The organism is Tomitella gaofuii, from assembly GCF_014126825.1.
Classification (GTDB): domain Bacteria; phylum Actinomycetota; class Actinomycetes; order Mycobacteriales; family Mycobacteriaceae; genus Tomitella; species Tomitella gaofuii.
On sequence record NZ_CP059900.1, the window covers coordinates 1,250,288 to 1,270,804 of the forward strand.

A 20,517-nucleotide genomic window follows, 5' to 3' on the forward strand; every position below is an offset into this window, starting at 1 on the left:
GTTCACAGGTGCTCGGCGTAGGACTCGTACGGCGCGTCGGGTTCGCCGGTGGGCGCGAAGTGCTCGATGTTGCCCGTCGACGGGACCCATTCCTCGCGCGGCTTCCACACCGCGCGCACGCGCATGCCCATGCGCACCTCGGACGGGTCGCAGCCCAGGACCAGGTGCAGCAGTGGGATGTCCGCGCCGTCGAGGAGGATGTAGGCGCCCACGTAGGGCGGCTTGATCTTCTGCCCGATGAACGGCACGTTGACGATGCAGAAGGTGGTCACGGTGCCCGTGTCGGACACCTCCACCTCCTCGTCGGTGGGCACGCCGTGGGTGGGGCTCGCGCCGCGCGGCGGCACGTACACCTTGCCGGTCTCGGGGCACCGCTGCCCCACCACGCGGCCCTCGGCGATGGCGCGCAGGTAGCTGCTCTCCTCCACCGACGCCGAGTGCTGCACCGTCATCTCGAACGGGGTGACGAGGATCTGCAGCGGGTCCTGGTCGAGGAACGCGGTGAGCGCCGCGCCGGCGAGCGGTTCCGGGTCCGTGCCGGCAGCGGCGTCCGCATCGTCCTCCGGCACGAAGTGGACGATGTCCCCGATGGCGGCCGTGGTGGTCTCCGCCCACACGGCGCGCACCCGCATGCCGGTGGACATCCGTGCGGGGCCGTCGACCTTGACGGCGTGCACCATGGCGGTGTCGGCGCCGTCGAGGCGGATCAGCGCGAACGCGAACGGTTCGGACAACGGATTGCCGTCCACCGGGTCGGCCACCCACGACCAGGTGACGACCTGGCCGGCGTGGCCCACTTCGACGAACTCGTCGAGCGGGTCGGCGGTGTCCGGGTCGAACTCGACGGGCGGCACATGCACCCGGCCGTCGGATCCGCGGACGCCGACGATCCGGCGCCGGGCGAGCGCTCCGAGGAATCGGCCGATCACCGGGCCGACGGAGCGTGTGTAATCGAACTGCAGCTCGATCGGCGCGCTGAGCGGCTCGAGATCGGGGGTAGGCATTGCCACAACAGAGGTTTGCGTGCTCACATGGTGAAGTAGAACACGTTCTCGTTTACAGGGCAAGGGTTTTTGACGAGTTGACTGAAACTCGGTGGAGAGGGGATCGGACATGAAGCTCGGCCTGCAACTCGGATACTGGGGCGCCCGGCCGCCGGAGGACGTCGCGCCGCTGGTCGCCGCAGCGGAGGAATGCGGGTTCGACTCCGCGTTCACCGCCGAGTCCTGGGGGTCCGACGCGCTCACGCCGCTCGCGTGGTGGGGGTCGGACACCCGCCGGTTGCGGCTCGGCACGTCGGTGGCACAGCTCTCCGCGCGCACGCCCACCGCCGCCGCCATGGCCGCGCTCACCATGGACCACCTGACCGGGGGGCGGTTCATCCTGGGGCTCGGCGTCTCCGGCCCGCAGGTGGTGGAGGGGTGGTACGGGCAGCCGTTCGCCAAGCCGCTCGCCCGCACGCGCGAGTACGTGCAGGTGATCCGCGATGTGCTGGCGCGTGAGGCGCCGGTGACGCAGGCCGGCCCGCACTACCCGCTGCCGTACGCGGGGGAGGGGGCGACGGGGCTGGGCAAGCCGCTCAAGCCCATCACCCACCCGCTGCGCGCCGACGTGCCGATCTGGCTGGGCGCCGAGGGGCCCAAGAACGTGGCGCAGACGGCAGAGATCGCGGACGGATGGCTGGCCATCTACTACTCGCCGCGCCTGGCGCCGATGTACGACGAGTGGCTGGACGAGGGCTTCGCCCGCCCGGGCGCGCGGCGCAGCCGGCAGGACTTCGAGATCGCGGCCACGTGCCAGATCACCGTCACCGACGACCCGGGCGCGGTGCGCGACGGCGTGCGGCCCACGGTGGCGCTCTATGTGGGCGGCATGGGCGCGCCCGAGCTCAACTTCCACGCGCAGGTTTACCGCCGGATGGGTTACGGCGCGGTGGTCGACGAGGTGACGGCGCTGTTCCGGTCCGGGCGCAAGGACGAGGCCGCGGCGGCGATCCCCGACGAGATGATCGACGAGACGATGATCATCGGGGACGCGGAGCATGTGCGCCGCGAGGTGGCCCGGTGGAAGGCGGCGGGCGTCACCACGATGCTCGTGACCTGTCGGGACGCCGCTCAGGTGCGCCGCCTCGCCGAGGTGGTGCTGCAGGGGGCGTGATCGCGGTCATCACCCGGCCGTCTTTCGATATCATTGATATCGATCGGCGTCGACGGGAGGCTTACGGCATGGCCGATATCCTTATTCGCGGGTTGGACGAGGCGACGGTGGCGGAGATCGACCGTCGTGCGGCGGAGAGCGGGCAGTCGCGGGCGGAATTCTTGCGGCGACGGCTCGACGTGGAGTTCCGGTCCGGCACGGACATCCCTGTCACGGTGGACGACTGGCGCAGGTTCGGCGCTGCGGCGGCGGACCTGGGCGATCCCTCCGTGATGGGGGAGGCCTGGTCGTGACGCGGGCGCCGTGGCTGATCGACAAGTCAGCATTGGTACGCATGCCGGATTCGCGCGATGTCGACGAATGGAACAATCGGGTTCGGCGCGGCCTCGTCCGCATCGCCACGGTGACCTTGTTGGAGGTGGGCTACTCCGCGCGCTCTGCGGAGGGGCACCGGAGCGCATTGACCACCGCGCCGATCGCCCTTATGCCCGTCGAGCACGCGACTCCCGCCGCCGAGCGCCGTGCCGTCGAGGTCCAGGGGATGCTGGCGGCACGCGGGCATCACCGGGGCCCGTCGGTGCCGGACCTGATCATCGCGGCCGTTGCCGAGCACGCGCGCCTCACCGTGCTGCATGTGGACAGGGACTTCGAACTGATCGCCGAGGTCACCGGTCAGCCCGTCGCCCGTCTGGCGGTGTCATGACCGGCGACGTCGCGGGGCGACCGTTCGGTGTGCAGGGCCGGTCCCGCTGCTGGGTAAGGTGAGGTGACACTCGCCCGCATCGGCGTGAAGGGGCCCGCGCTTGTTGGATTCGATCAACGACTTCATCATCAGTGAGTCGGATGCGCTGTGGCTCTATCCGCTGTTGTTCTCGGTGTGCATCATCGACGGCTTCTTCCCGCCGGTGCCCAGCGAGACGGTGCTGGTCACCCTCGGGTCGCTGGGCGGGGCCACCGGCGAGCCGTACCTGTGGGCGGTGATCCCGGTGGCGGCCCTGGGGGCGGTGATCGGCGACAACATCGCCTACTCCATCGGTAAGTTCGTCGGCACCGACCGGTGGGCGTGGATGCGCAAACCGAAGACGGCCGCGGCCTTCGCCTGGGCCCGTCGCGCACTGGACGAGCGCGGGCCGGTGATCATCGTGACGGCGCGCTTCATCCCGGTGGGGCGTATCGCGGTGAACATCACCGCCGGGGCCACCGGATACCCGCGGCGCGTGTTCTTCCCGCTGACCGTCGTCGCCGGGCTCATCTGGGCGTCGTACTCGGCGCTGATGGGGCACTTCGTCGGCAGCTGGTTCGAGTCGCAGCCGCTGCTGGGAGCGGTGATCTCGATCTGCGTCGCCGTGGTGGTGGGCTTCATCGTGGACAAGCTCATGCAGCGATTCCAGGCGCGCAAGCGGCCGGCCGCTGACGAGGATGCGCAGTCGGAGGAGTCGACGCACTGAACGGGGATCCCGGCCAGCGCCCGTTCTCAACCTGGGCTCCTGGCCGTCGGGCTCATATGCGGCGCCGGCGCCAGGCCCACACCGACAGCACGGCACCTACCGCCACCGCCACCGGCAGCACCCGTCGCAGCCGGCGCTGGTCCTGCATCTGCTGGAACTGCTCGTTGCTGAGGAACTGCTGGCCCTCGGGCGCCGGCGTGAACGCGTCCCAAAAGAAGCGAGCCGAGCCGCCGAGGTTCCCGACCCACCCGATCGACACGCCTACCCACCAGGCGGCGACGAGGCAGGTGGCGGGGAACAGCAGCCAGAACCACGGCCGCCCCAGCGGCGCGAACCGGGCGCGCCGGGGGAGGACCGCGCCGGCCACCGCCGCGACGACGGCGCACGCTGCGAGCATCGACCAGATCATGGGGGCAGCGTACGAGGTCGCGGGGGAGCAGTGGGTTTCTGGTCGAGGTATCCCCTGGACCACCGAGCGTGAGCGCCGGATGCGCCGGTGTGTGCTGCGGGAGCGAGCGACTCCACAGAAGGCGCATCGCTCCCGTCAGTCACTGATATCACCTGGTTGAACGTGATATCGGGTGCTGGGGGCGAAACGAACCGATCGGCGCTGAGGGGCGCTCCTTGAAGGGGCGTTGTCGATCAGGGGCCGAAGGCGGGAGGCCTGCATGCCGGCCGTCACGATCCGAAACCTGCCGGGGAGAGTCGCACCGTGCGCTCATAGCCCGTGTCGCATCGCATAATCGCAGCACCGAGGCGGAGGTACGCGCGATTGTGGATGCGGCAGTGCTGCCCGAGGATCGCGTCCGGCTCGGCAGTCTTCTCGCGGGAATCGGCGGCAGGGTGGATGGTGTGGATCTGGAGGTCGAGTGGAATCGTTCCACGCGCGAACCGGTGGACCTGCTGTGACCATCCTTTACGCCGAAGTGCAGCAGTCGGAGCTGCTGCGCCGTTCACCGGACGCGAGCGTGGTCCGATGGCTCGATGAGCAGTCGACGGCGACGCTGTCGCTCACGTCCATCACTGTCGCGGGGACCCGGTATCCGGTACGGATAAGCGGAGTTGCCGGACGGCGGCCGTAAGGCTCTGCATCGCAGCTGCATTGAAGACGAGTTCCTTCCGATCTTCGAGGGACGGATTCTGGGTTTCGGTGTGGACGAGACGTCCGCTTACGCGGTTCCGCGCCAAGGCCGCCGCCTATCTGCGCTGACGCGAAGTCGACATCGCCCGACACCAATCACGCACCCACGGGCCCTGACGACGTCTTCACCAGCACCGACGTCGACGGCATCGTCTCGGTGCTCGGCCGCATCAGGGCGCGCGCCGAGGCGGTGGGCGCGGCCTGAGCTCCCCTCATGCCCCGCAGTAGTGCGTGTACCCGTACCGCTCGCTGCACCAGAAAAAGCCCTGGTCGCGGTCGCTCATGTCTTCGCCGGGCCGCACGAAGTGCAGGGCGGTGACCTCCCCGTCAGGCCGCATCAGCGCGCCGGTGAAGGTGTACCCCTGCGCCAGATCGCCGAGCCCGCCGCCTGTGGATTCGAGCCGGTCGACCAGGGTGACGGTGATCGTGTCGCCGGCGAGCTCCCAGTGCACCGTCCACTTCTCGCCGGTGCAGCAGCCGCTGAACAGGGAGATGGTGCCGGTGCCGTCCGGTGCGAGATCCATCGAGCGGGTGTGCCCGATCCACTCGCCGGCGACGGCCGCGGCGATGCCCGAGCCGCTGCTGGGCGTGGTGGCCGGGGCGGCGACCGTGGAGCTCGCGGTGGTGGGCACGGTGGTGACCGCTGGGGGAGCGATGCTCGTCGTCGCGCTGGTGTCAGCCGCCGTGGGGGAGACGGTGCTGACGGCGGGCGCGGGCGTGGTGGTGACAGCGGGCAGCGCGTCGCCGCCGGTGGAGGACGAGCACGCGGCCAGAGCCAGTGCGGCGGCGGCGAGCACCGTTGCGAGTCGTGCACCACCATGAGGGGCCGTCATGCGCTGAGGTTAGCGCCTATCGGCACAGTCCACCGGGCGATGGCGCCTGTGCGTGCAGGATGCGGACGGCAGTTGTGTAGCACTTCTGGCGCTACCGTGGATGTGTGAAGGACATCGGCGTGCGTGAACTGCGGCAGTACGCGTCGCGATACATCGCCGAGGTGGCAGCGGGGGAAGAGATCACGGTGGCCGCACCGGCCTGACGGTGCGGCCACGGCGTCTCCGTGCGGATCGGGGATGCTAGCGGCCTGTGAACTCCGGCTTCTGCTTCTGCGCGAACGCTTTGGGGCCGATCTTCGCGTCGTCGCTGCGGAACACCTCGACGCCGATCTTCGCCTCGATGGGGAACGCGTCCTCCTCGTGCATGCCCTCGGTTTCGCGGAGGGTGCGCAGGATCGCCTGCACCGCGACGGGGCCGTTGCCGGCGATGGTCTCCGCCAGCTCGAGGGCCTTGTCCAATGCGGCGCCGTCGTCCACCACGTGGCCGATCAGGCCGTACTCGCGGGCCTCCTCGGCGTTGATGAGCCGGCCTGTGAGCAGCAGGTCCGCGGCGAGGGTGTACGGGATCTGGCGGGCCAGGCGCACCGCCGAGCCGCCCAGCGGGAACAGGCCCCACTTGGCCTCCGCGACGCCGAACCGGGCGCTGCGCCCGGCCACGCGGATGTCGGTGCCCTGCAGGATCTCGGTGCCCCCGGCCACGGCCGCCCCCTCGACGGCCGCGATCAGGGGTTTGGTCAGCCGGCGGCCTTTGAGCAGGGCCGGCAGCCGCGTGACGTCCAGCCCGCCCGAGGATGAGGACCCTGCGCCCCCGCCTCCGCCTTCCTGGTCGCCGGTGCGCATCGACTCGCCGGGGGGAGCGCTGTTCATCGCCTTGAGATCCATGCCCGCGCAGAACGCGCCGCCCGCCCCGGTGAGGATCGCGACGCGGATGTCCGGGTCCTCGTCGACGAGGTCCCACGCGGCCTGCATCGTCGCCATCATGTCCGCGGACAGGGCATTGCGGGCCTCCGGGCGGTGCATGGTGACGATGAGCGTGTGTCCGCGCTTGTCGACCAGGCAGTGCTCGCTGCTGATGTCCATCCGTTCTGCGGTGTCGGTCATCTGTCCTCCGGGTCGGTGCTGCGGGTGGGCGATGCGCCGGCAGGCGCCGGGCCGTGTCAGGACCTCGTGTGGCGCGGACCGGCATCGGTGCTGCTCGTGACGTAGATCTCGAAATGCCCTTGCCTAGAACCGTAACACGTTCTAGTTTGGGTCGTGTGGCCCTGAATATCGCTGACCTCATCGAGCACTGTGTGGACCTCGTGCCGGATCGGATCGCCCTCGAGTCCGGCGACCGCACCCGCACCTACGCGCAGATGGACGAGCGCGCCAACCGGCTCGCGCACCATCTGATCGCGCGGGGCGTGCGGCCGGGCGACCGCGTCGGGCTCTACAGCCGCAACACGATCGAATGCATCGAGGCCATGATCGCCATCTTCAAGGCGCGCGCGGTCATGGTGAACGTGAACTACCGGTACGTGGAGAAGGAGCTCACCCATATCCTCGACGACTCCGACGCGGTGGCGCTGATCTACGAGCGCCAGTACTCGGACAAGGTCGCGGCCATCCTGCCGGGCCTGCCGAAGATCACCGCCACGGTGGTCATCGAGGACGGCACGGACGCCCAGTACGGCACCCATGGCGCCGCGCGATACGAGGATGCGCTCGCCGCGCAGCCGGGCGAGCGGGACTTCGGCGCGCGTTCCGGCGACGACCTCTACTTCCTCTACACCGGCGGCACCACCGGCATGCCGAAGGGGGTGATGTGGCGCCAGGAAGACGTGTGGCGTGTGCTCGGCGGCGGCATCAACTTCGTCACCGGTGAGTACGTGGCCGACGAGTGGCAGCTGGCCAACGAGGGCGCCGGCAACCCGCAGATGGTGCGCTACCCGATCCCGCCGTTCATTCACGGCGGCTCGCAGTGGGCCGTCTTCCAGAGCCTGTTCACTGCGGGCAAGGCCGTGGTCTACCCGGAGTTCGACGGCGACTTCGCCTGGCAGGTCATCGAGAAGCACGGGGTCAACGTGTTGTTCATCGTCGGTGACGCGATGGCCCGGCCGATGATCGACGGGCTGCTGTCCGGCAAGCACGACACTTCCACGCTCTACGCCATCGCCTCGAGCGCCGCATTGTTCTCTCCGTCGGTCAAGCGCCAGTACCTGGACGCGCTGCCGAACACCGTGCTCACCGATTCGATCGGGTCATCGGAGACGGGGTTCTCCGGCATGGGCCTGATCACCAAGGACACGAAGCCGGACTCGGGTCCGCGCGTGAAGATCGACGAGTCTACGAAGGTTCTCGGCGAGGACGGCGAACCGGTCGAGCCGGGCTCGGGCCAGGTGGGCCTGCTCGCGCGGTGCGGCATCCTGCCCATCGGCTACCACAAGGACGAGGCGAAGACGGCCAAGACGTTCCAGACGATCAGGGGTGTCCGTTACTCGATCCCCGGCGACTACGCGACCGTCGACGCCGACGGCACCGTGACGATGCTGGGCCGCGGCTCGGTGTCGATCAACACCGGCGGCGAGAAGGTCTTCCCCGAGGAGGTCGAGGGCGCGCTCAAGGCGCACCCGGACGTCTTCGACGCGCTCGTGGTGGGCATCCCCGACGACAGGATGGGCAGCGCCGTGGCCGCGGTGGTCGCCGTGCGCGACGACGCGGTGCCGAGCTTCGACTCGGTCGATGCGGCCGCGCGCGAGCACATCGCCGGGTACAAGACGCCGCGTGCGCTGTGGTTCGTCGACGAGATCAAGCGTTCGCCCGCCGGCAAGCCCGACTACAAGTGGGCCGTATCCATCACCGAATCCCGCCCCGCAGACGCCCGCAAGGCCGCTGCGGCCACCAACTCCTGAGGACACACATGCGCACCCCTCTCTGCGAACAGCTCGGCATCGCACGTCCGGTGTTCGGCTTCACCCCCTCCGAACACGTGGCCGCTGCCATCAGCCGAGCCGGGGGCCTGGGCGTTCTCGGCTGCGTCCGGTTCAACGATCCGGACGAGCTCGAGGCGACCCTGGCCTGGATGGACGAGAACACCGACGGCAAGCCCTACGGCGTCGACGTGGTCATGCCGGCGAAGGTGCCCACCGAGGGCGGCCAGACCGACCTCGAGTCGATGATCCCGCCGGAGCACCGCGCCTTCGTCGACCGCACCCTCGACGACCTGGGCGTGCCGCCGCTGGACACGTCCGACGAGCACGCGGCGGGCGTGCTCGGCTGGTTGCATTCGGTGGCCCGCGCGCAGGTGGATGTGGCGCTGAAGCACCGCCCGGCCCTCATCGCCAACGCGCTGGGCTCACCACCCGCCGACATCATCGCCGAGGCGCACGGACACGGCGTGCCGGTCGCGGCCCTCGCCGGCGCGGTGCCGCACGCGTTGCACCACGTCGAGAGCGGCGTCGACATCGTCATCGCCCAGGGGTACGAGGCGGGCGGGCACACCGGGGAGATCGCGTCGATGGTCCTCGTCCCCGAGATCGTCGACGCTGTGCAGGCCGCCGCGGGCGACCGGGTCTCTGTGCTCGCGGCGGGCGGCATCGGCAGCGGCCGGCAGATCGCCGCGGCGCTGGCGCTCGGCGCGTCGGGCGTGTGGATGGGCTCGTACTGGCTCACGGCCGCCGAATACAAGCTGGGCAGCGCGTCGGGGGAGGGGCCGTCGACCATCCAGCGCGCCCTGCTGTCCGCCACGTCGTCGGACACGGTGCGCAGCCGCATCTACTCGGGAAAGCCGGCGCGGCTGCTCAAGACCAAGTGGACCGACGCGTGGTCCGCGCCCGGCGCGCCCGACCCGCTGCCGATGCCGCTGCAGAACATCCTCGTCAGCGAGGCCCATCAGCGGATCTCCGCGGCGGACGATCCGGAGGTGGTGGCGATGCCCGCCGGGCAGATCGTCGGCCGGATGAACACGATCCGCCCGGTGGCCGAGAGCATGGATCAGCTCGTCGGCGAATACGAGAAGGCAGTCGCCCGGCTCGCGTCGCTGTAGCCGGAGGCACTGCACTGCGCCCCACACGCCGGGACAGGGTGCCGGGCCCCGGCGTCGCCATCGCGCACCCCGCGCTCGGTGTGTTCTTCGGTGAATTGCGACGGGGAATCACCGAAGAACGTACCGAGCGGCGGGGCGTCAGGTGGCCTCGTCCGGGTGCGTCGCGGGCGGCACCCACGGGTGCGTCGGCGACGGCCACTGATCCACCGGTGCGCCGGACCGCCAGAGCGCATCGCGGATCAGCCGCATCGTCGCACCCCGCTCGTCCGGGTCGAGCATCCCGTTCTTGACGCGGACGACCTGCCAACCGTGGTCCTGCAGCGCATTCCAGCGCGCGCAGTCGCGGTCGAACTGGCTGCCGGCGCGATGCCCGTCGCCCTCGTACTCCACGATCACCCGCCACCGCGGCCACAGCATGTCGACGCGTCCGATCGCCGTACCGTCCGATCGCAGGACGTACTTCTGGGTGGCCGGCCGGGGGAGCCCGTCGCGGATGATCGCCAGCCGCGTGCGCGTCTCCTGCGGCGATTCACCGCCCTCGTCGGAGAGCACGATAGCCTCGCGCAGCCGTCGGATGTGTGCGCTCCCCGGATGTCTGCGCGCGTAGTCGGCAAGTTGCTGCTTGCGCACGAGCTTCGTCTGGTACATCGCGTCGAGAACAGCCACGGCGTCGTCGAGCTCCAGCCGCCGGCCCAGGTCGAAGGCGGTGCGCACGGGCGTGGTCAGCGCGATGCCGTGCCGGACGGTGACGTCGCCTTCCGTCAGCACGTCGCGGTACACGTCCACTCCTTCGGGCGCGGGCAGGCGGCGCGGGCAATTGCACGCAGCGGGCCTGTCGGCGTCGATCCACTTCGTGTCCCACAGCACGGCCGCCGAGAATCCGGCGAGCACCGCCCGGCCCCGGAGCCACAGCGCTAGTGCCCTCGCCTGGCGCTCTGCGGTGTATTCGACGTCTCTGCGCAGGTGGATGCCGGGCATGAGCCTGCGGCAACGGGTGCGCACGCGATGATCCGTGATGCGTTTGGCGGCTATGGCGTCCTTGGCCCGAAAAGGTTCTGTCGGTTCCCCCACACCGCGAGCATGGCATCCGCGGGCCCCTGCACTGCCGATCCGCCGGGCCGCCTGTGGATAACTCGGGCCCCGTGCGCGTCGCCGCTCGGTGTGTTCTTCGGTGAATTGCGACGGGGAATCACCGAAGAACGTACCGAGCGCGGGGTCAGCCGGCCGGCAGGCTCAGTCCGTCACCCGGACGATGCCGTGGGCCCCGCGTTCGGCGTCCACCATCGCATGGTCGACGAACGGGTAGTGCCCGGCCTCGGGGAAGACGAGCTCAACGAACCCGCCCTGGGCGGGCCCCAGGTCCAGGGCCTGGCTGCCGCCCTGCGAGGAGTTCCCCGCGCGCAGCAGGTAGGCACCCTCCTTCCACACGGTGTCGAACTGCCCGCCGATCACGTGGAACGTGGTGCCGTCGTTGGGCCCGGCGGCCAGCACCCAGATCCGCACGCGCTCGCCGACCTTCGCGGTGAGCGGGTCGTGGTCGTACTGGTTCGGGTAGCCGTTGAACACCACCAGGTCGGGGTTCTCCGCGTTGATCTTCGCCTGGTCTGCGATGGAACCGTCGGCCCCCAGGTACTCCTCGGACTGGACCAGCACGTATTCCCTGTCCACCGGTGGCAGGTCGGGCGGGTCGATGATGACCGCCCCGAACATGCCGTTGGCGATGTGCAGCGACATCGGCATCGTGGAGCAGTGGTAGAGCCAGATGCCGGACTTCGTCGCGGTGAAGGTGTACGTCAGCGACTCGCCCGGCGCGATGCTGCGCATGGGCCGGTCGGGGGCCAGGCTGCCCGCGTGGAAGTCGATGGAGTGATCCATGGTGGCGTCGTTGCGGAGCGTGATCTCGAACCTGTCGCCCACCTTGCCGCGCAGCACGGGGCCGGGCACGGTGCCGGCCTGCCCGTCGACGCCGTACGGCCACAGCGTCTGCGTGAATCCGGGCGCCACCTCGATCTTCTCGTCAGTGACGTCCAAGGTGAGCTTGTGCACCGTCTCATCCGACGCGGGGGCGAGCGCGGCGTCGCGTGCCTGGAACCCGGGGCCCGGGTCGGCGAGCAGGTCCGGCAGCGAGGGCACGGCCGAGGTGCCGTCCGCCTGTGCGGCCTGCGGCGAATCCTGCCGCCCACGGTCCATCATCCGACCGTGCATCATTCCGCGCCCGCTGCCCCGGCCGATTCCCGGCGTCACCGCGTCCCCGTCCCCGCCGACGGCGTCGATGCGCAGCACCATGCCCATCTGCCGGTGGCCGGCGATGTCGCACCACCCGTCGACGTTCCCGTCGATCACGCCCGCGTCGATCCGCGCCGATTGCCCCACCGCCAGCCGCGGCGAGCGCGCACCGTTGGCGAGTACGAGGTCGTGGCGCTGGTCGCCGGTGTTCGTCAGTTCGATGACCAGCTTGTCGCCGCGTGGGACCTCGATGGGGGTGCCGGCGCCAAGGGTGCGGCCGTCGGCGTCGACGAAGCGCATGCCCTGCACATGCAGCGACACCGTCGTCGTCTCGCCGGTCGACTGCGCGGCAGGACCCGCGGCCTGCGTGGCCGCGCCGGAGTCGAAGCCCGCCGCGGCGGGGTCCACCGCGACCCCGGCCGCCGCGACGAGCACCGCAACCCCGAGTCCGGCGAGCGCGTGACCGAGACGCCGGCCCTTGTCAGGGTCGACGCGTGCGCCGCGGCCGGGCGGGGTCATCGGACCGCTCCCGGCCTTGCGCGCCACCAGCCACGCGCGCGCCAGGAGGAGGACGAACACGGCGAGCCCGACGACCACGACGATCCACGAGAACTGCTGCACGCGCCGCGGAGTCGGTAGCACGGCGAGCAGCAGCGCGGCGTTGACCATGGTGACGCGGGCGACGGCGAGGGTGTCGAGGACTTTCGTCGCCTGCTGCGTGGCCGACGGCCGCGAGCCGAGGACCACCGGCATGAGGTAGGAGAGTGCGCCCAGCAGCACCTGCGCGAGGAACCCGGCGACGAGGGCGGGGACGACGCCGCGCAGGGCGTCCTCGGCCGACGACCACACCGCGGGTCCGCCATGCGCGGCGGCCACCGCCAGGCCCACCGTCAGCGTGACGAGGGATCCGGCCAGCCAGGCGGCCCCGGCGAGCACCGACAGCGGGGGGAAGTGGATCGGCTTCTTGCGGCGCGCCTCGTCGACGTGCGGCCACAGCACGTAGCCGACGGCGGCGGTATAGGCGGCGCGCCGGCGGCGGCGAGCCAGGCGAGCCCGCTCAGCGCACCGCCCACGGCGACGGCCAGCGCGGCGACGAGGGCGGGCAGGCCCCGTTTGGCCGCGTCTTCCACACCGGAGCCGATGCGGGTGCGCAGTATCGTCGCCCAGAGCGTGACGAGGGTGCCGAGGACGGTGAGCCCGATCCAGCCGAGCACGTTGAGCATCGCGTGCGCGACGATGAACCGCGAGTACCAGTCGCCGGGCAGCCGGCCCCAGGCCATCGCGGCGCCCAGCCCCGCGCCGACGGGCAGCATCAGCCCGGCGGCGGCGTAGAAGCGGACCATCGGCCCGAAGCGCGAGGGCAAGGCGTGGCGCAACCTGTGGGCCATGGCCGCCCCGTGCCACAGGGCGACGATGCCCACCAGGGTGGCGCCGGCGGCGGTGACCGGCCAGGCGCCGGCGAGGACCCCGGCGACGACGGCGACGGCACCGGCGTTGAGCCCGACCAACCTGGTGGTCTGGGTGCGCCGGCCCTGGTCGCGCCCCAGCTTGAGCATGGCCTCCGTGAAGTACCAGCTCCAGATGAGGATGGCGTTGGTGGCCGCGCCGAGGCCCAGCAGGTGCACGAGCAGCCACGGCGACTGTGGGATCTGCTCGTGGGCCGCGGCCACGACGACGAGCGCGACCAGCCACGCGGCCACCACCGAACCGGTGCGCAGATGCCACGTGCTCAGCTTCACGGTGTCGCCGCCTTCTGGTGATCGGCCCCCCGGTCGGCGGCGTCCGAAGCAGGTGTGCGGGACCGCATGCCGGGCCGGGAACCGCGCAGCACGGAGCCCATGGCCACCACGACGAAGGCCAGCAACGCGACGATGTTGAGCACCCCGCCCCACTGGAGCAGGCGCTCGACCCCGCGGGCGTCGCCGCCGATGATCCGCAGTAGAAGCGAGGCGTGCAGGAGGACGGCCGGCGCGTACATGACCGGGTGATAGGGGAGGGGACGGCGCAGCACCGCGGGGAGGATGATCGGCGCGTGGGCCATGATCATCGAGATCACGAACCCGAGCAGGACGGCGTGCACGGAGGCGTCGTAGAGCGGCCCCGACCGCACGGGGCCGGCGACGATCCAGATCAGGGCGGTGACGGTGAGCCAGGCGTACCCCGCGAGCAGGCAGGCGGCGGAGAACCGGGGAAGGCCGGTGGCGCGGACCGTCTTCATCGCGATGTCGTAGCGCAGCAGCCAGGCGACGAGCGCGACGAGCGCGAGCCCCAGCAGCGGGTACCCGGCCTCGGGCCAGAGCAGCGTGGCGAGCGTGCCGACGACGACGGCACCGGCGATGCCCAGGGCGATCGGCTGCGCGTGCGGGTCGGTGAGCGCCACGTGGGCCAGCTCCAGTCGCTCGCCGGCGATGGTCAGGACGAGGAAACCCACCAGCCACGGCAGCAGCCACGGGATGTCGACCCCGCCGAGCCAGAGCCCGGTCCCGCCGAGTGCGAGGACGGCGCCGGCCGCCTGCACCAGCACCGCGGGTTGCGCGTTGCGGCGCCACAGCGGGATATACACGGCGACGAGTGCGGCGGTGCCGATGACGAAAAGCCCCGCGCCGGCGTCGCGGGGCGCGGGGGTCAACAGCAGGATGCCGCCGGCTCCGAGCGCGCCTGGGGCCAGGAAACCCCACGCGCGGCCGAGCGCCACCGCGCGTTCGAGCGCGACGACGGTGCCGACGAAACCGAGGACCATGAGGACCCCGTGCAGCGCGGTGAGCGACAGGTCCCGGACCGGGGCGCCCACCCCCAGCAGCAGGAGCGCGGCGTCGAGCCCGGCGAGCAGGGCGACGCCGCCGGGCGCAAGCAACAGCAGACGGATCCGCCGGGTGGCCTGGAGGCCGGTGGCGCTCACGCCCGGTCCCGCGGCGTGGCTGCGGGTGCGGCCCCGCCGCAGTCTGTCCCGCCGCAGTCTGTTCCGCCGTGGTCCGAGCCGCCGGGCGTGCCGCCCTGGGCACGCGGCCGGACGGGGGTGATCTCCAGGCGGCACGCGTCCGGCTCGGCGAAGGCGGTGAGGGTGCTCGCGTCCGGGTCGCCGCCGAACTCGACGAGTGCGCCGCGGACGATGCCGCGATGCACCGTGCACACCACGTCCGGGTAGGTGCGTGCCGCGTCGATGAGCGGGCACTGGCGCAGCGAGACACCGTCGTCGCGGAGTGTGGGCGCGAAACCGAGCTCGGTGAGCAGTTGCACCAGGCGTTCCTCGGGGGCACCGGATCCGCGGTGCTCCCGGGCGAGGTTGCGTCCCCATTCGACGCCCGCGGCGAGCCCGTCGCGCTCCACGTCGGAACTGACGCGCCGAAGGATCGACGCCAGCGACATCGCGAGTCCTGCGTAGTCACGCAGCCGTGGATCGGCATGCGGGGCGCCCGCGCCGGGCTCGATCTGGGCGGTGTAGATCCACGCGGGGCGGCCGCGTCCCTGCGGTGCGGAGCGGCTGCGTTCGACGTATCCGGCCGCGGCCAATGCGTCGAGGTGTTCGCGCAGCGTGTTGGCATGCAGGCCGGATTCCTCGGCGAGCTCGGCGATGCGCGCACCGTCGGGATGGTGCCGCAGCCGGTCCAGGACGGCGGCGCGCTGGTCGGACAGGCGGGCGACCGGCGCGGGTGCGGAGCGGGGCCCGGGGTGACGGGCGGAAGCGCCACGGCCGGGCAGGCCGGCGCGGCCATCCGGTGCAGCCATATTAATCACGGAATCCACTGTAGTAAATTATTTGCGGGGAGGCCACAATGGCCTTGGCACCCGTACGGCGAGAGGACCCGAACACGATGACGACCAACGACGTGGTCATGGCGACCAGTGCAGACGACGCCCGCGCGGTGGACGCGCTGCGCGGGCAGCATGCGGAGATCATCGGCCGGCTCGCCGGGGTGGCGGATGCGCTGCGCGGCGCTGCGGGATCGGCGGGACCGGAGTTCGACCAGGCCTTCCTGGCGGCCCGCGAGTTCCTGGGCGGCGGCCTGCGCGGGTACATCGACGCGGCGGACACGTCGATGTACCCGGCGGCCCGCTCGGCGCCGGTGACGCGCCTGCTCGCCGAGGCCCACCGGGTGTGCGCGCCGGGAATCCACGAGCAGATCCGCAGGCTGGTCGACGCCACCGAGCGCCCCGAGGCGATCGCCGCGGCGGACGCGGCGGCGGCGCTGGTGCGTGCGCGCCTGACGGTGGAGGACGAGGTGCTGCTGCCGGCGCTCGCAGGGGAGCGGGACGTGGACCTGGCCGCCCTGGCGGCGCGGCTTCCGGACCCGTTCGCGGGCAGCACTCCGCCCGCGGAGGGAGGGGCCGGCGGGCACGTCGGCTGCGCGTGCGGCGAACACGACGGGCCCGGGGCGCCCGAGCTCGACGTGCGTGAGATCCCGCATGCGATCCGGCATGCGACGGTCTTCGGTGCCTTCGATGCGGTACCCGCGGGCAGAGCCATGGTGCTCATCGCACCGCATGACCCGATCCCCCTGCTGCACCAGCTCAGCGAACGCGCGCAAGGACGCCTCGAGGTGTCCTATGAACAGCGGGGACCGGAGGCCTGGCGACTGCGCCTGGCACGGATCTGACGGTCCATCCCCCGGAGGCCGGAGGGGCCGGGGCCGACCGCCATCGGCCCCGGCCTCCTCCTCCGGCGCCGAATCTTTCCGGCGCCGTCCTCATGCAGTGCCGTCCTCATGCAGTGCCGCCCTCATCCGGGGCCGCCGGAATCGGCGGGGGTCAGCCCGCGAGCCGCGCCCCGATCCGGGTCAATTGCGCGGTGGCCGACCCCAGGCGGAACTCGCCGGTCTTCGCGGCGAGGAAGTACCGGTGCACGGGGTGGTCGCGGTCGAGTCCCACGCCGCCGTGCACGTGGATGGTCGTGTGCGCGACGCGGTGGCCGGCGTCCGCGGCCCAGAACTTGGCGATGCGCACGGCGTCGTCCGCGTCGAGGCCCTCCGACAACCGCCAGGCCGCCTGCTCGAAGGTGAGCCGTGCGGCCTTGACGTCGATGAAGGCGTCCGCCAGCCGTTGCGCCACGGCCTGGAAGCTGCCGATGGGCCGGTCGAACTGCTCGCGTTCACGCGCGTACTCGGCCGTCAGCTCGAGGGAACGTTCGAGGACGCCGAACTGCTGTGCGCACAATCCCACGGTGCCGCGCTGTACTACGCGGGTGAGCACGGCCCGTCCGTCGGCGCCGGGCCCCGGGCCGTCCGCCGCGCCCAGCCTGGCGGCGTCGGACAACCGGACGTCGTCCAGCGCGACGGCGGCGGCGCTACCGCGGTCCGTGGTGTCCTGCCGGGAGATCCGCACCTCCGCTGCGGGCACGACGAAAACGCCGACCGTCCCCAGGCGCGGGTCGGCGCCGACGAGGGTGGCCGGGACGAGCATCGCCTCGCACTCGTCGGCGAAGGGGACGGCGGTCTTGGCGCCGCTGAGCACCCAGTGCCCGCCGTCTGCCGACCGCGTCGCGGTGGTCGCCGGCGCGGACGGGTCCGCAGTGAGGGGCTCTTCGAGCGCCGCGGTGAGGATCGCCTCGCCGTCGGCGGCGCGGCGTGCCAGTTCCACCTGGGCCGGCGATCCGAACGTCGCCAGGGCGTCGGCCGCGATGACGATCGACGGCAGATACGGGACGCCCGCGAGCGCGCGGCCCAGTTCCCTCAGGACCGCGGTCTGCTCGAGGATCGAGAAGCCGCCGCCCGCCGGGGCGGGCACAGCCGCGGAGAGGACCCCCGCCTCGGCGAGGGCGGCGTACAGCTCCGCGTCGACGCGGCCCGGTACCGCGTCGAGTTCCTGCTGGCGGTCGGCGGTGGCGAGCTTGTCGCAGATGTCTCGGGTGAGGCCGGCGAGGTCGTCCTGTGCCTCGGTGCGGGTGAAGTCCATGTGCAATCCCTGTGGTCGGGCGCCGGGAGCGGCGCAGGGTGGTCCGAGCGCCGGAGGTCAGCGGCGGGAGGCGGGCTGTCCGAGTGCGGCCATCGCGATGATGTCGCGCTGGACCTCGTTGGTGCCGCCGCCGAAGGTGAGGATCAGCGACGAGCGGTGCATGCGCTCGAGCCGGCCGCGCAACCGGGCCCCGGGGGAGTCCTGGCGCAGTGTCGCGTCGGGGCCGAGGACCTCCATGAGCAACCGGTAGGCCTCGGTGGCGAACTCGGTGCCGAACACCTTGCACGCCGAGGCGTCCCCGGGGGTCGGCGCGTGCTCGGCGCTCCACGCGATCTCCCAGTTCATCAGCTTCAGGTATTCGACCTTCGCGTGGACGCGCGCCAGGTTCAGCTGCACCCACTCCTGGTCGATCACCCGCCGACCGTCGGTGAGCCGGGTGGCCAGCGCCCACTCGGTGGTGGCCTCGAGCGCCCCGACGATGGGGGCGGCGGAGGTGAGGGCGACGCGCTCGTGGTTGAGCTGGTTGGTCATGAGCTTCCAACCGCCCCCGACCTCGCCGACGACGTTCGCGGCCGGGACCCGCACATCCTGGTAGTAGGTCGCGGAGGTGTCGGGGCCGGCCATGGTGTGCACCGGGGTGTAGGAGAACCCCGGGGTGTCGGTGGGGACGATCATCATCGTGATCCCCCGGTGCTTCTTGGCGTCGCGGTCGGTGCGGGCTGCCAGCCACACGTAGTCGGCGTACGCGATGAGGCTCGTCCACATCTTCTGCCCGTTGACGATCCAGTCGCCGGAGGCGTCGTCCTGCACCGCGGACGTGCGCAGGCTGGCCAGGTCGGTGCCGGAGCCCGGTTCGGAGTACCCGATGGAGAAGTGCACCTCGCCCGCGGCGATCCGCGGCAGGTAGAACGCCTTCTGTTCCGGAGTGCCGAAGTGCATGATCGTCGGGGCCACCGAGTTGATGGTGAGGAAGGGGACCGGCGCGCCGGCGATCGCCGCCTCATCGGTGAAGATGAGCTGGTCGATGGTGGACCGGTTCTGGCCGCCGAACTCCTCCGGCCAGCCCAGCGCCAGCCACCCGTCCTCGCCCATCTGGCGGACGACGTCCCGATAGGCGGAGCCCTCGCCGTATTCGCCGCTCTGCACCGAGAGTGCCGCGCGCCGCTCCGGTGTGATCAGGCGGGTGAAGTACTCACGGAGCTCGGCGCGCAGCGCCTCCTGCTCCGGGCTGTAGGCGATGTGCATGTGACCTCCGTTTGCGGGAAGAATGCCCCGGCGGGCCGTTCACAGGGCACCGGCGTCTGTGCGGTGTCTCACGGCCGATCATTGCACATGGCTGGAACACGTTCTAGTGTGTGGTGCACGCCGCCTCGGCGGAGGCGGTACGGATCTCAGGAGGAGTGAGCCGATGAGGGTGAAGGTGGACCTGAACCTGTGCGAGGCCAATGCGATCTGCTGCGGGCTCGCGCCCAAGGTCTTCGAGCTCGATGACGAGGACATCCTGCACGTCAAGGTGGACGAGGTTCCCGAGGAGCTGCAGAAGCGCGTGCAGATGGCCGTGGACCGCTGCCCCAAGGCGGCGTTGAGCAAGTACTGACGGTGCGCGATGCCGCGTGTGCGGCATCGCGGACGGATGGTCGAGGGATGTGCGCCGGCCGGGATGTCCGGCCGGCGCAATGCTGCCGTAGGGATGTGTGGCGCGGACCGTCGTGTCGTCTGTTCGGTGCAATCGGACGGGCGCCCGGTGAGGCGGGTCACAGGTGCTGTACGGTGCTTACTGCAACACGTTCTCGTTGCTCGCGGAGCGGTGCATACAGGGGATGCGGTCTCCGTTGCGCCCCCGGCGGGGCGGCACGGTGGCGGGTGGATCGGGCCGCCGCTCCCGTCGGCGAGGGATGACACGGATTCGGCGGGGTCGCGGATCCACGGCGTGTGCTGATGGATACTGTGTCCGCGCCGTGTGGATGGGACGCAGCTCACGTGGCGGGTGCGAGGATCGCGGTTTCATACGAACGAGTTCTCAGGGAGGAGGTCCGGTGAACAAGGTCTTGGAAGGCCCCGTCAAAGGCATCGGCGGGTTCTTTGCGATGACGCTGGACTCCTTCCGCTACACGTTCTCGCGGCCCGTCCAGTGGCGGGAGTTCATCGAACAGGCGTGGTTTATCGCCCGCGTGTCAATGATTCCCACGGTTCTCGTCGCCGTGCCGTTCACGGTGCTCGTCAGCTTCACGCTGAACATCCTGCTGCGGGAGATCGGCGCATCGGACCTCAGCGGCGCGGGCGCGGCGTTCGGCACGATCAGCCAGGTCGGTCCCATGGTGACGGTCCTCATCGTCGCCGGCGCGGGGGCCACGGCCATCTGCGCCGACCTCGGCGCGCGCACCATCCGCGAGGAGATCGCGGCCATGGAGGTGCTCGGCATCGACCCGGTCAAGCGGTTGGTGATCCCGCGGATGTGGGCATCGATGCTCGTAGCGCTCCTGCTCAACGCCATGGTGTCCACCATCGGCATCTTCGGCGGCTTCGTGTTCTCGGTCTTCCTGCAGGACGTCAACCCGGGCGCCTTCGTCAACGGCATCCCGGTCCTGACCGACCTGGGCGACCTGATCATCTCGGAGGTGAAGGCGGGTGTCTTCGGCGTCATCGCGGGCCTGGTCGCCTGCTACCGCGGACTCACGGTCAAGGGCGGTCCCAAGAGCGTGGGGGACGCCGTCAACGAGACCGTCGTCTACGCCTTCATGGCGCTGTTCGTGGCCAACGTCATCATCACCGCTGTCGGCGTGAAGATCGCGGGGTGAC

General features: G+C 71.0%; 21 protein-coding genes and 1 pseudogene. 11 read left to right on the forward strand and 11 right to left on the reverse strand.

Translation table 11 applies throughout. From position 1 onward, the window contains the following. Positions 1-2: 2 nt before the first annotated feature. Positions 3-1,004 (reverse strand): Zn-ribbon domain-containing OB-fold protein, encoded by a 1,002-nt coding sequence (locus H4F70_RS05675; RefSeq protein WP_182359326.1) that lies wholly within the window; start codon positions 1,002-1,004, stop codon positions 3-5. Positions 1,005-1,113: 109 nt separating this feature from the next. On the opposite strand from H4F70_RS05675, the gene H4F70_RS05680 reads away from it, so the two are divergent. The 4 genes from H4F70_RS05680 (at position 1,114) to H4F70_RS05695 (ending at position 3,605) form a co-directional block, all read left to right on the forward strand. Further along, a complete protein-coding gene (locus H4F70_RS05680; protein WP_182359327.1) occupies positions 1,114-2,157 on the forward strand; it encodes an LLM class F420-dependent oxidoreductase in 1,044 nt (347 codons plus the stop codon). A gap of 68 nt (positions 2,158-2,225) precedes the next feature. After that, the gene (vapB, locus tag H4F70_RS05685) at positions 2,226-2,450 is read left to right on the forward strand and encodes a type II toxin-antitoxin system VapB family antitoxin (protein WP_182346027.1); all 225 of its coding nucleotides are present in this window, start codon (positions 2,226-2,228) and stop codon (positions 2,448-2,450) included. After that, positions 2,447-2,860: a PIN domain nuclease gene (locus tag H4F70_RS05690; protein ID WP_182359328.1), complete on the forward strand. Its 414-nt coding sequence runs from the start codon at positions 2,447-2,449 to the stop codon at positions 2,858-2,860. Before vapB ends, H4F70_RS05690 begins: the two co-directional genes overlap by 4 nt. Before the next feature lie 100 nt (positions 2,861-2,960). Further along, on the forward strand, positions 2,961-3,605 hold the full coding sequence (locus H4F70_RS05695; RefSeq protein ID WP_235681359.1) for a DedA family protein: 645 nt from the start codon (positions 2,961-2,963) through the stop codon (positions 3,603-3,605). A 52-nt stretch (positions 3,606-3,657) separates the two neighbouring features. On the opposite strand, the gene H4F70_RS05700 is transcribed toward H4F70_RS05695, so the two are convergent. Next, positions 3,658-4,014, reverse strand: coding sequence for an amino acid permease (locus H4F70_RS05700; RefSeq protein WP_182346026.1), 357 nt, complete (start codon positions 4,012-4,014; stop codon positions 3,658-3,660). Between the two features lie 215 nt (positions 4,015-4,229). On the opposite strand from H4F70_RS05700, the pseudogene H4F70_RS21085 reads away from it, so the two are divergent. Next, positions 4,230-4,382 (forward strand): annotated as a pseudogene (locus H4F70_RS21085) (FitA-like ribbon-helix-helix domain-containing protein); the annotation flags it as partial. Positions 4,383-4,391: 9 nt separating this feature from the next. After that, entirely contained in the window at positions 4,392-4,514 is a 123-nt protein-coding gene (locus H4F70_RS20785; RefSeq protein ID WP_268968357.1) for a hypothetical protein, read from the forward strand. Positions 4,515-4,958: 444 nt separating this feature from the next. Here H4F70_RS20785 and H4F70_RS05710 read toward each other — a convergent pair whose 3' ends face one another. Together H4F70_RS05710 and H4F70_RS05715 are read right to left on the reverse strand one after the other, a co-directional pair. Next, on the reverse strand, positions 4,959-5,579 hold the full coding sequence (locus H4F70_RS05710) for a hypothetical protein (RefSeq protein WP_182346024.1): 621 nt from the start codon (positions 5,577-5,579) through the stop codon (positions 4,959-4,961). A 240-nt stretch (positions 5,580-5,819) separates the two neighbouring features. Further along, complete coding sequence (locus H4F70_RS05715) at positions 5,820-6,680, reverse strand: crotonase/enoyl-CoA hydratase family protein (RefSeq protein WP_182359329.1); 861 nt, start codon at positions 6,678-6,680, stop codon at positions 5,820-5,822. Between the two features lie 155 nt (positions 6,681-6,835). On the opposite strand from H4F70_RS05715, the gene H4F70_RS05720 reads away from it, so the two are divergent. Both H4F70_RS05720 and H4F70_RS05725 read left to right on the forward strand, forming a co-directional pair. Continuing rightward, positions 6,836-8,470 carry an acyl-CoA synthetase gene (locus tag H4F70_RS05720; RefSeq protein ID WP_182359330.1) on the forward strand — a complete coding sequence of 545 codons (1,635 nt, stop codon included), beginning with the start codon at positions 6,836-6,838 and terminating at the stop codon, positions 8,468-8,470. A gap of 8 nt (positions 8,471-8,478) precedes the next feature. Beyond that, positions 8,479-9,603: an NAD(P)H-dependent flavin oxidoreductase gene (locus H4F70_RS05725; RefSeq protein ID WP_182359331.1), complete on the forward strand. Its 1,125-nt coding sequence runs from the start codon at positions 8,479-8,481 to the stop codon at positions 9,601-9,603. Positions 9,604-9,741: 138 nt separating this feature from the next. On the opposite strand, the gene H4F70_RS05730 is transcribed toward H4F70_RS05725, so the two are convergent. The 5 genes from H4F70_RS05730 to H4F70_RS05745 form a co-directional block, all read right to left on the reverse strand. After that, complete coding sequence (locus H4F70_RS05730; protein ID WP_182359332.1) at positions 9,742-10,605, reverse strand: DUF559 domain-containing protein; 864 nt, start codon at positions 10,603-10,605, stop codon at positions 9,742-9,744. Positions 10,606-10,836: 231 nt separating this feature from the next. Continuing rightward, positions 10,837-12,828: a multicopper oxidase domain-containing protein gene (locus H4F70_RS05735; protein WP_235681360.1), complete on the reverse strand. Its 1,992-nt coding sequence runs from the start codon at positions 12,826-12,828 to the stop codon at positions 10,837-10,839. Next, positions 12,720-13,568 carry a hypothetical protein gene (locus H4F70_RS20375; RefSeq protein ID WP_235681361.1) on the reverse strand — a complete coding sequence of 283 codons (849 nt, stop codon included), beginning with the start codon at positions 13,566-13,568 and terminating at the stop codon, positions 12,720-12,722. The genes H4F70_RS05735 and H4F70_RS20375 overlap by 109 nt, the downstream gene beginning before the upstream one ends. Further along, a complete protein-coding gene (locus tag H4F70_RS05740; RefSeq protein ID WP_235681362.1) occupies positions 13,565-14,728 on the reverse strand; it encodes a hypothetical protein in 1,164 nt (387 codons plus the stop codon). The genes H4F70_RS20375 and H4F70_RS05740 overlap by 4 nt, the downstream gene beginning before the upstream one ends. Beyond that, on the reverse strand, positions 14,725-15,555 hold the full coding sequence (locus H4F70_RS05745) for a helix-turn-helix transcriptional regulator (RefSeq protein WP_182359333.1): 831 nt from the start codon (positions 15,553-15,555) through the stop codon (positions 14,725-14,727). The genes H4F70_RS05740 and H4F70_RS05745 overlap by 4 nt, the downstream gene beginning before the upstream one ends. 86 nt (positions 15,556-15,641) lie before the next feature. Here H4F70_RS05745 and H4F70_RS05750 point away from each other — a divergent pair, with 86 nt between their 5' ends. After that, on the forward strand, positions 15,642-16,424 hold the full coding sequence (locus H4F70_RS05750) for a DUF2249 domain-containing protein (RefSeq protein ID WP_182359334.1): 783 nt from the start codon (positions 15,642-15,644) through the stop codon (positions 16,422-16,424). Positions 16,425-16,575: 151 nt separating this feature from the next. Here the strand turns inward: H4F70_RS05750 and H4F70_RS05755 are convergent, their stop codons facing one another. Next, positions 16,576-17,718: an acyl-CoA dehydrogenase family protein gene (locus H4F70_RS05755; RefSeq protein WP_182359335.1), complete on the reverse strand. Its 1,143-nt coding sequence runs from the start codon at positions 17,716-17,718 to the stop codon at positions 16,576-16,578. Positions 17,719-17,775: 57 nt separating this feature from the next. Further along, a complete protein-coding gene (locus H4F70_RS05760; protein ID WP_182359336.1) occupies positions 17,776-18,963 on the reverse strand; it encodes an acyl-CoA dehydrogenase family protein in 1,188 nt (395 codons plus the stop codon). A 163-nt stretch (positions 18,964-19,126) separates the two neighbouring features. Here H4F70_RS05760 and H4F70_RS05765 point away from each other — a divergent pair, with 163 nt between their 5' ends. Both H4F70_RS05765 and H4F70_RS05770 read left to right on the forward strand, forming a co-directional pair. Beyond that, positions 19,127-19,315, forward strand: coding sequence for a ferredoxin (locus H4F70_RS05765; protein WP_182346015.1), 189 nt, complete (start codon positions 19,127-19,129; stop codon positions 19,313-19,315). Between the two features lie 490 nt (positions 19,316-19,805). After that, the gene (locus H4F70_RS05770) at positions 19,806-20,516 is read left to right on the forward strand and encodes an MlaE family ABC transporter permease (RefSeq protein ID WP_235686510.1); all 711 of its coding nucleotides are present in this window, start codon (positions 19,806-19,808) and stop codon (positions 20,514-20,516) included. Position 20,517 lies beyond the last annotated feature (1 nt).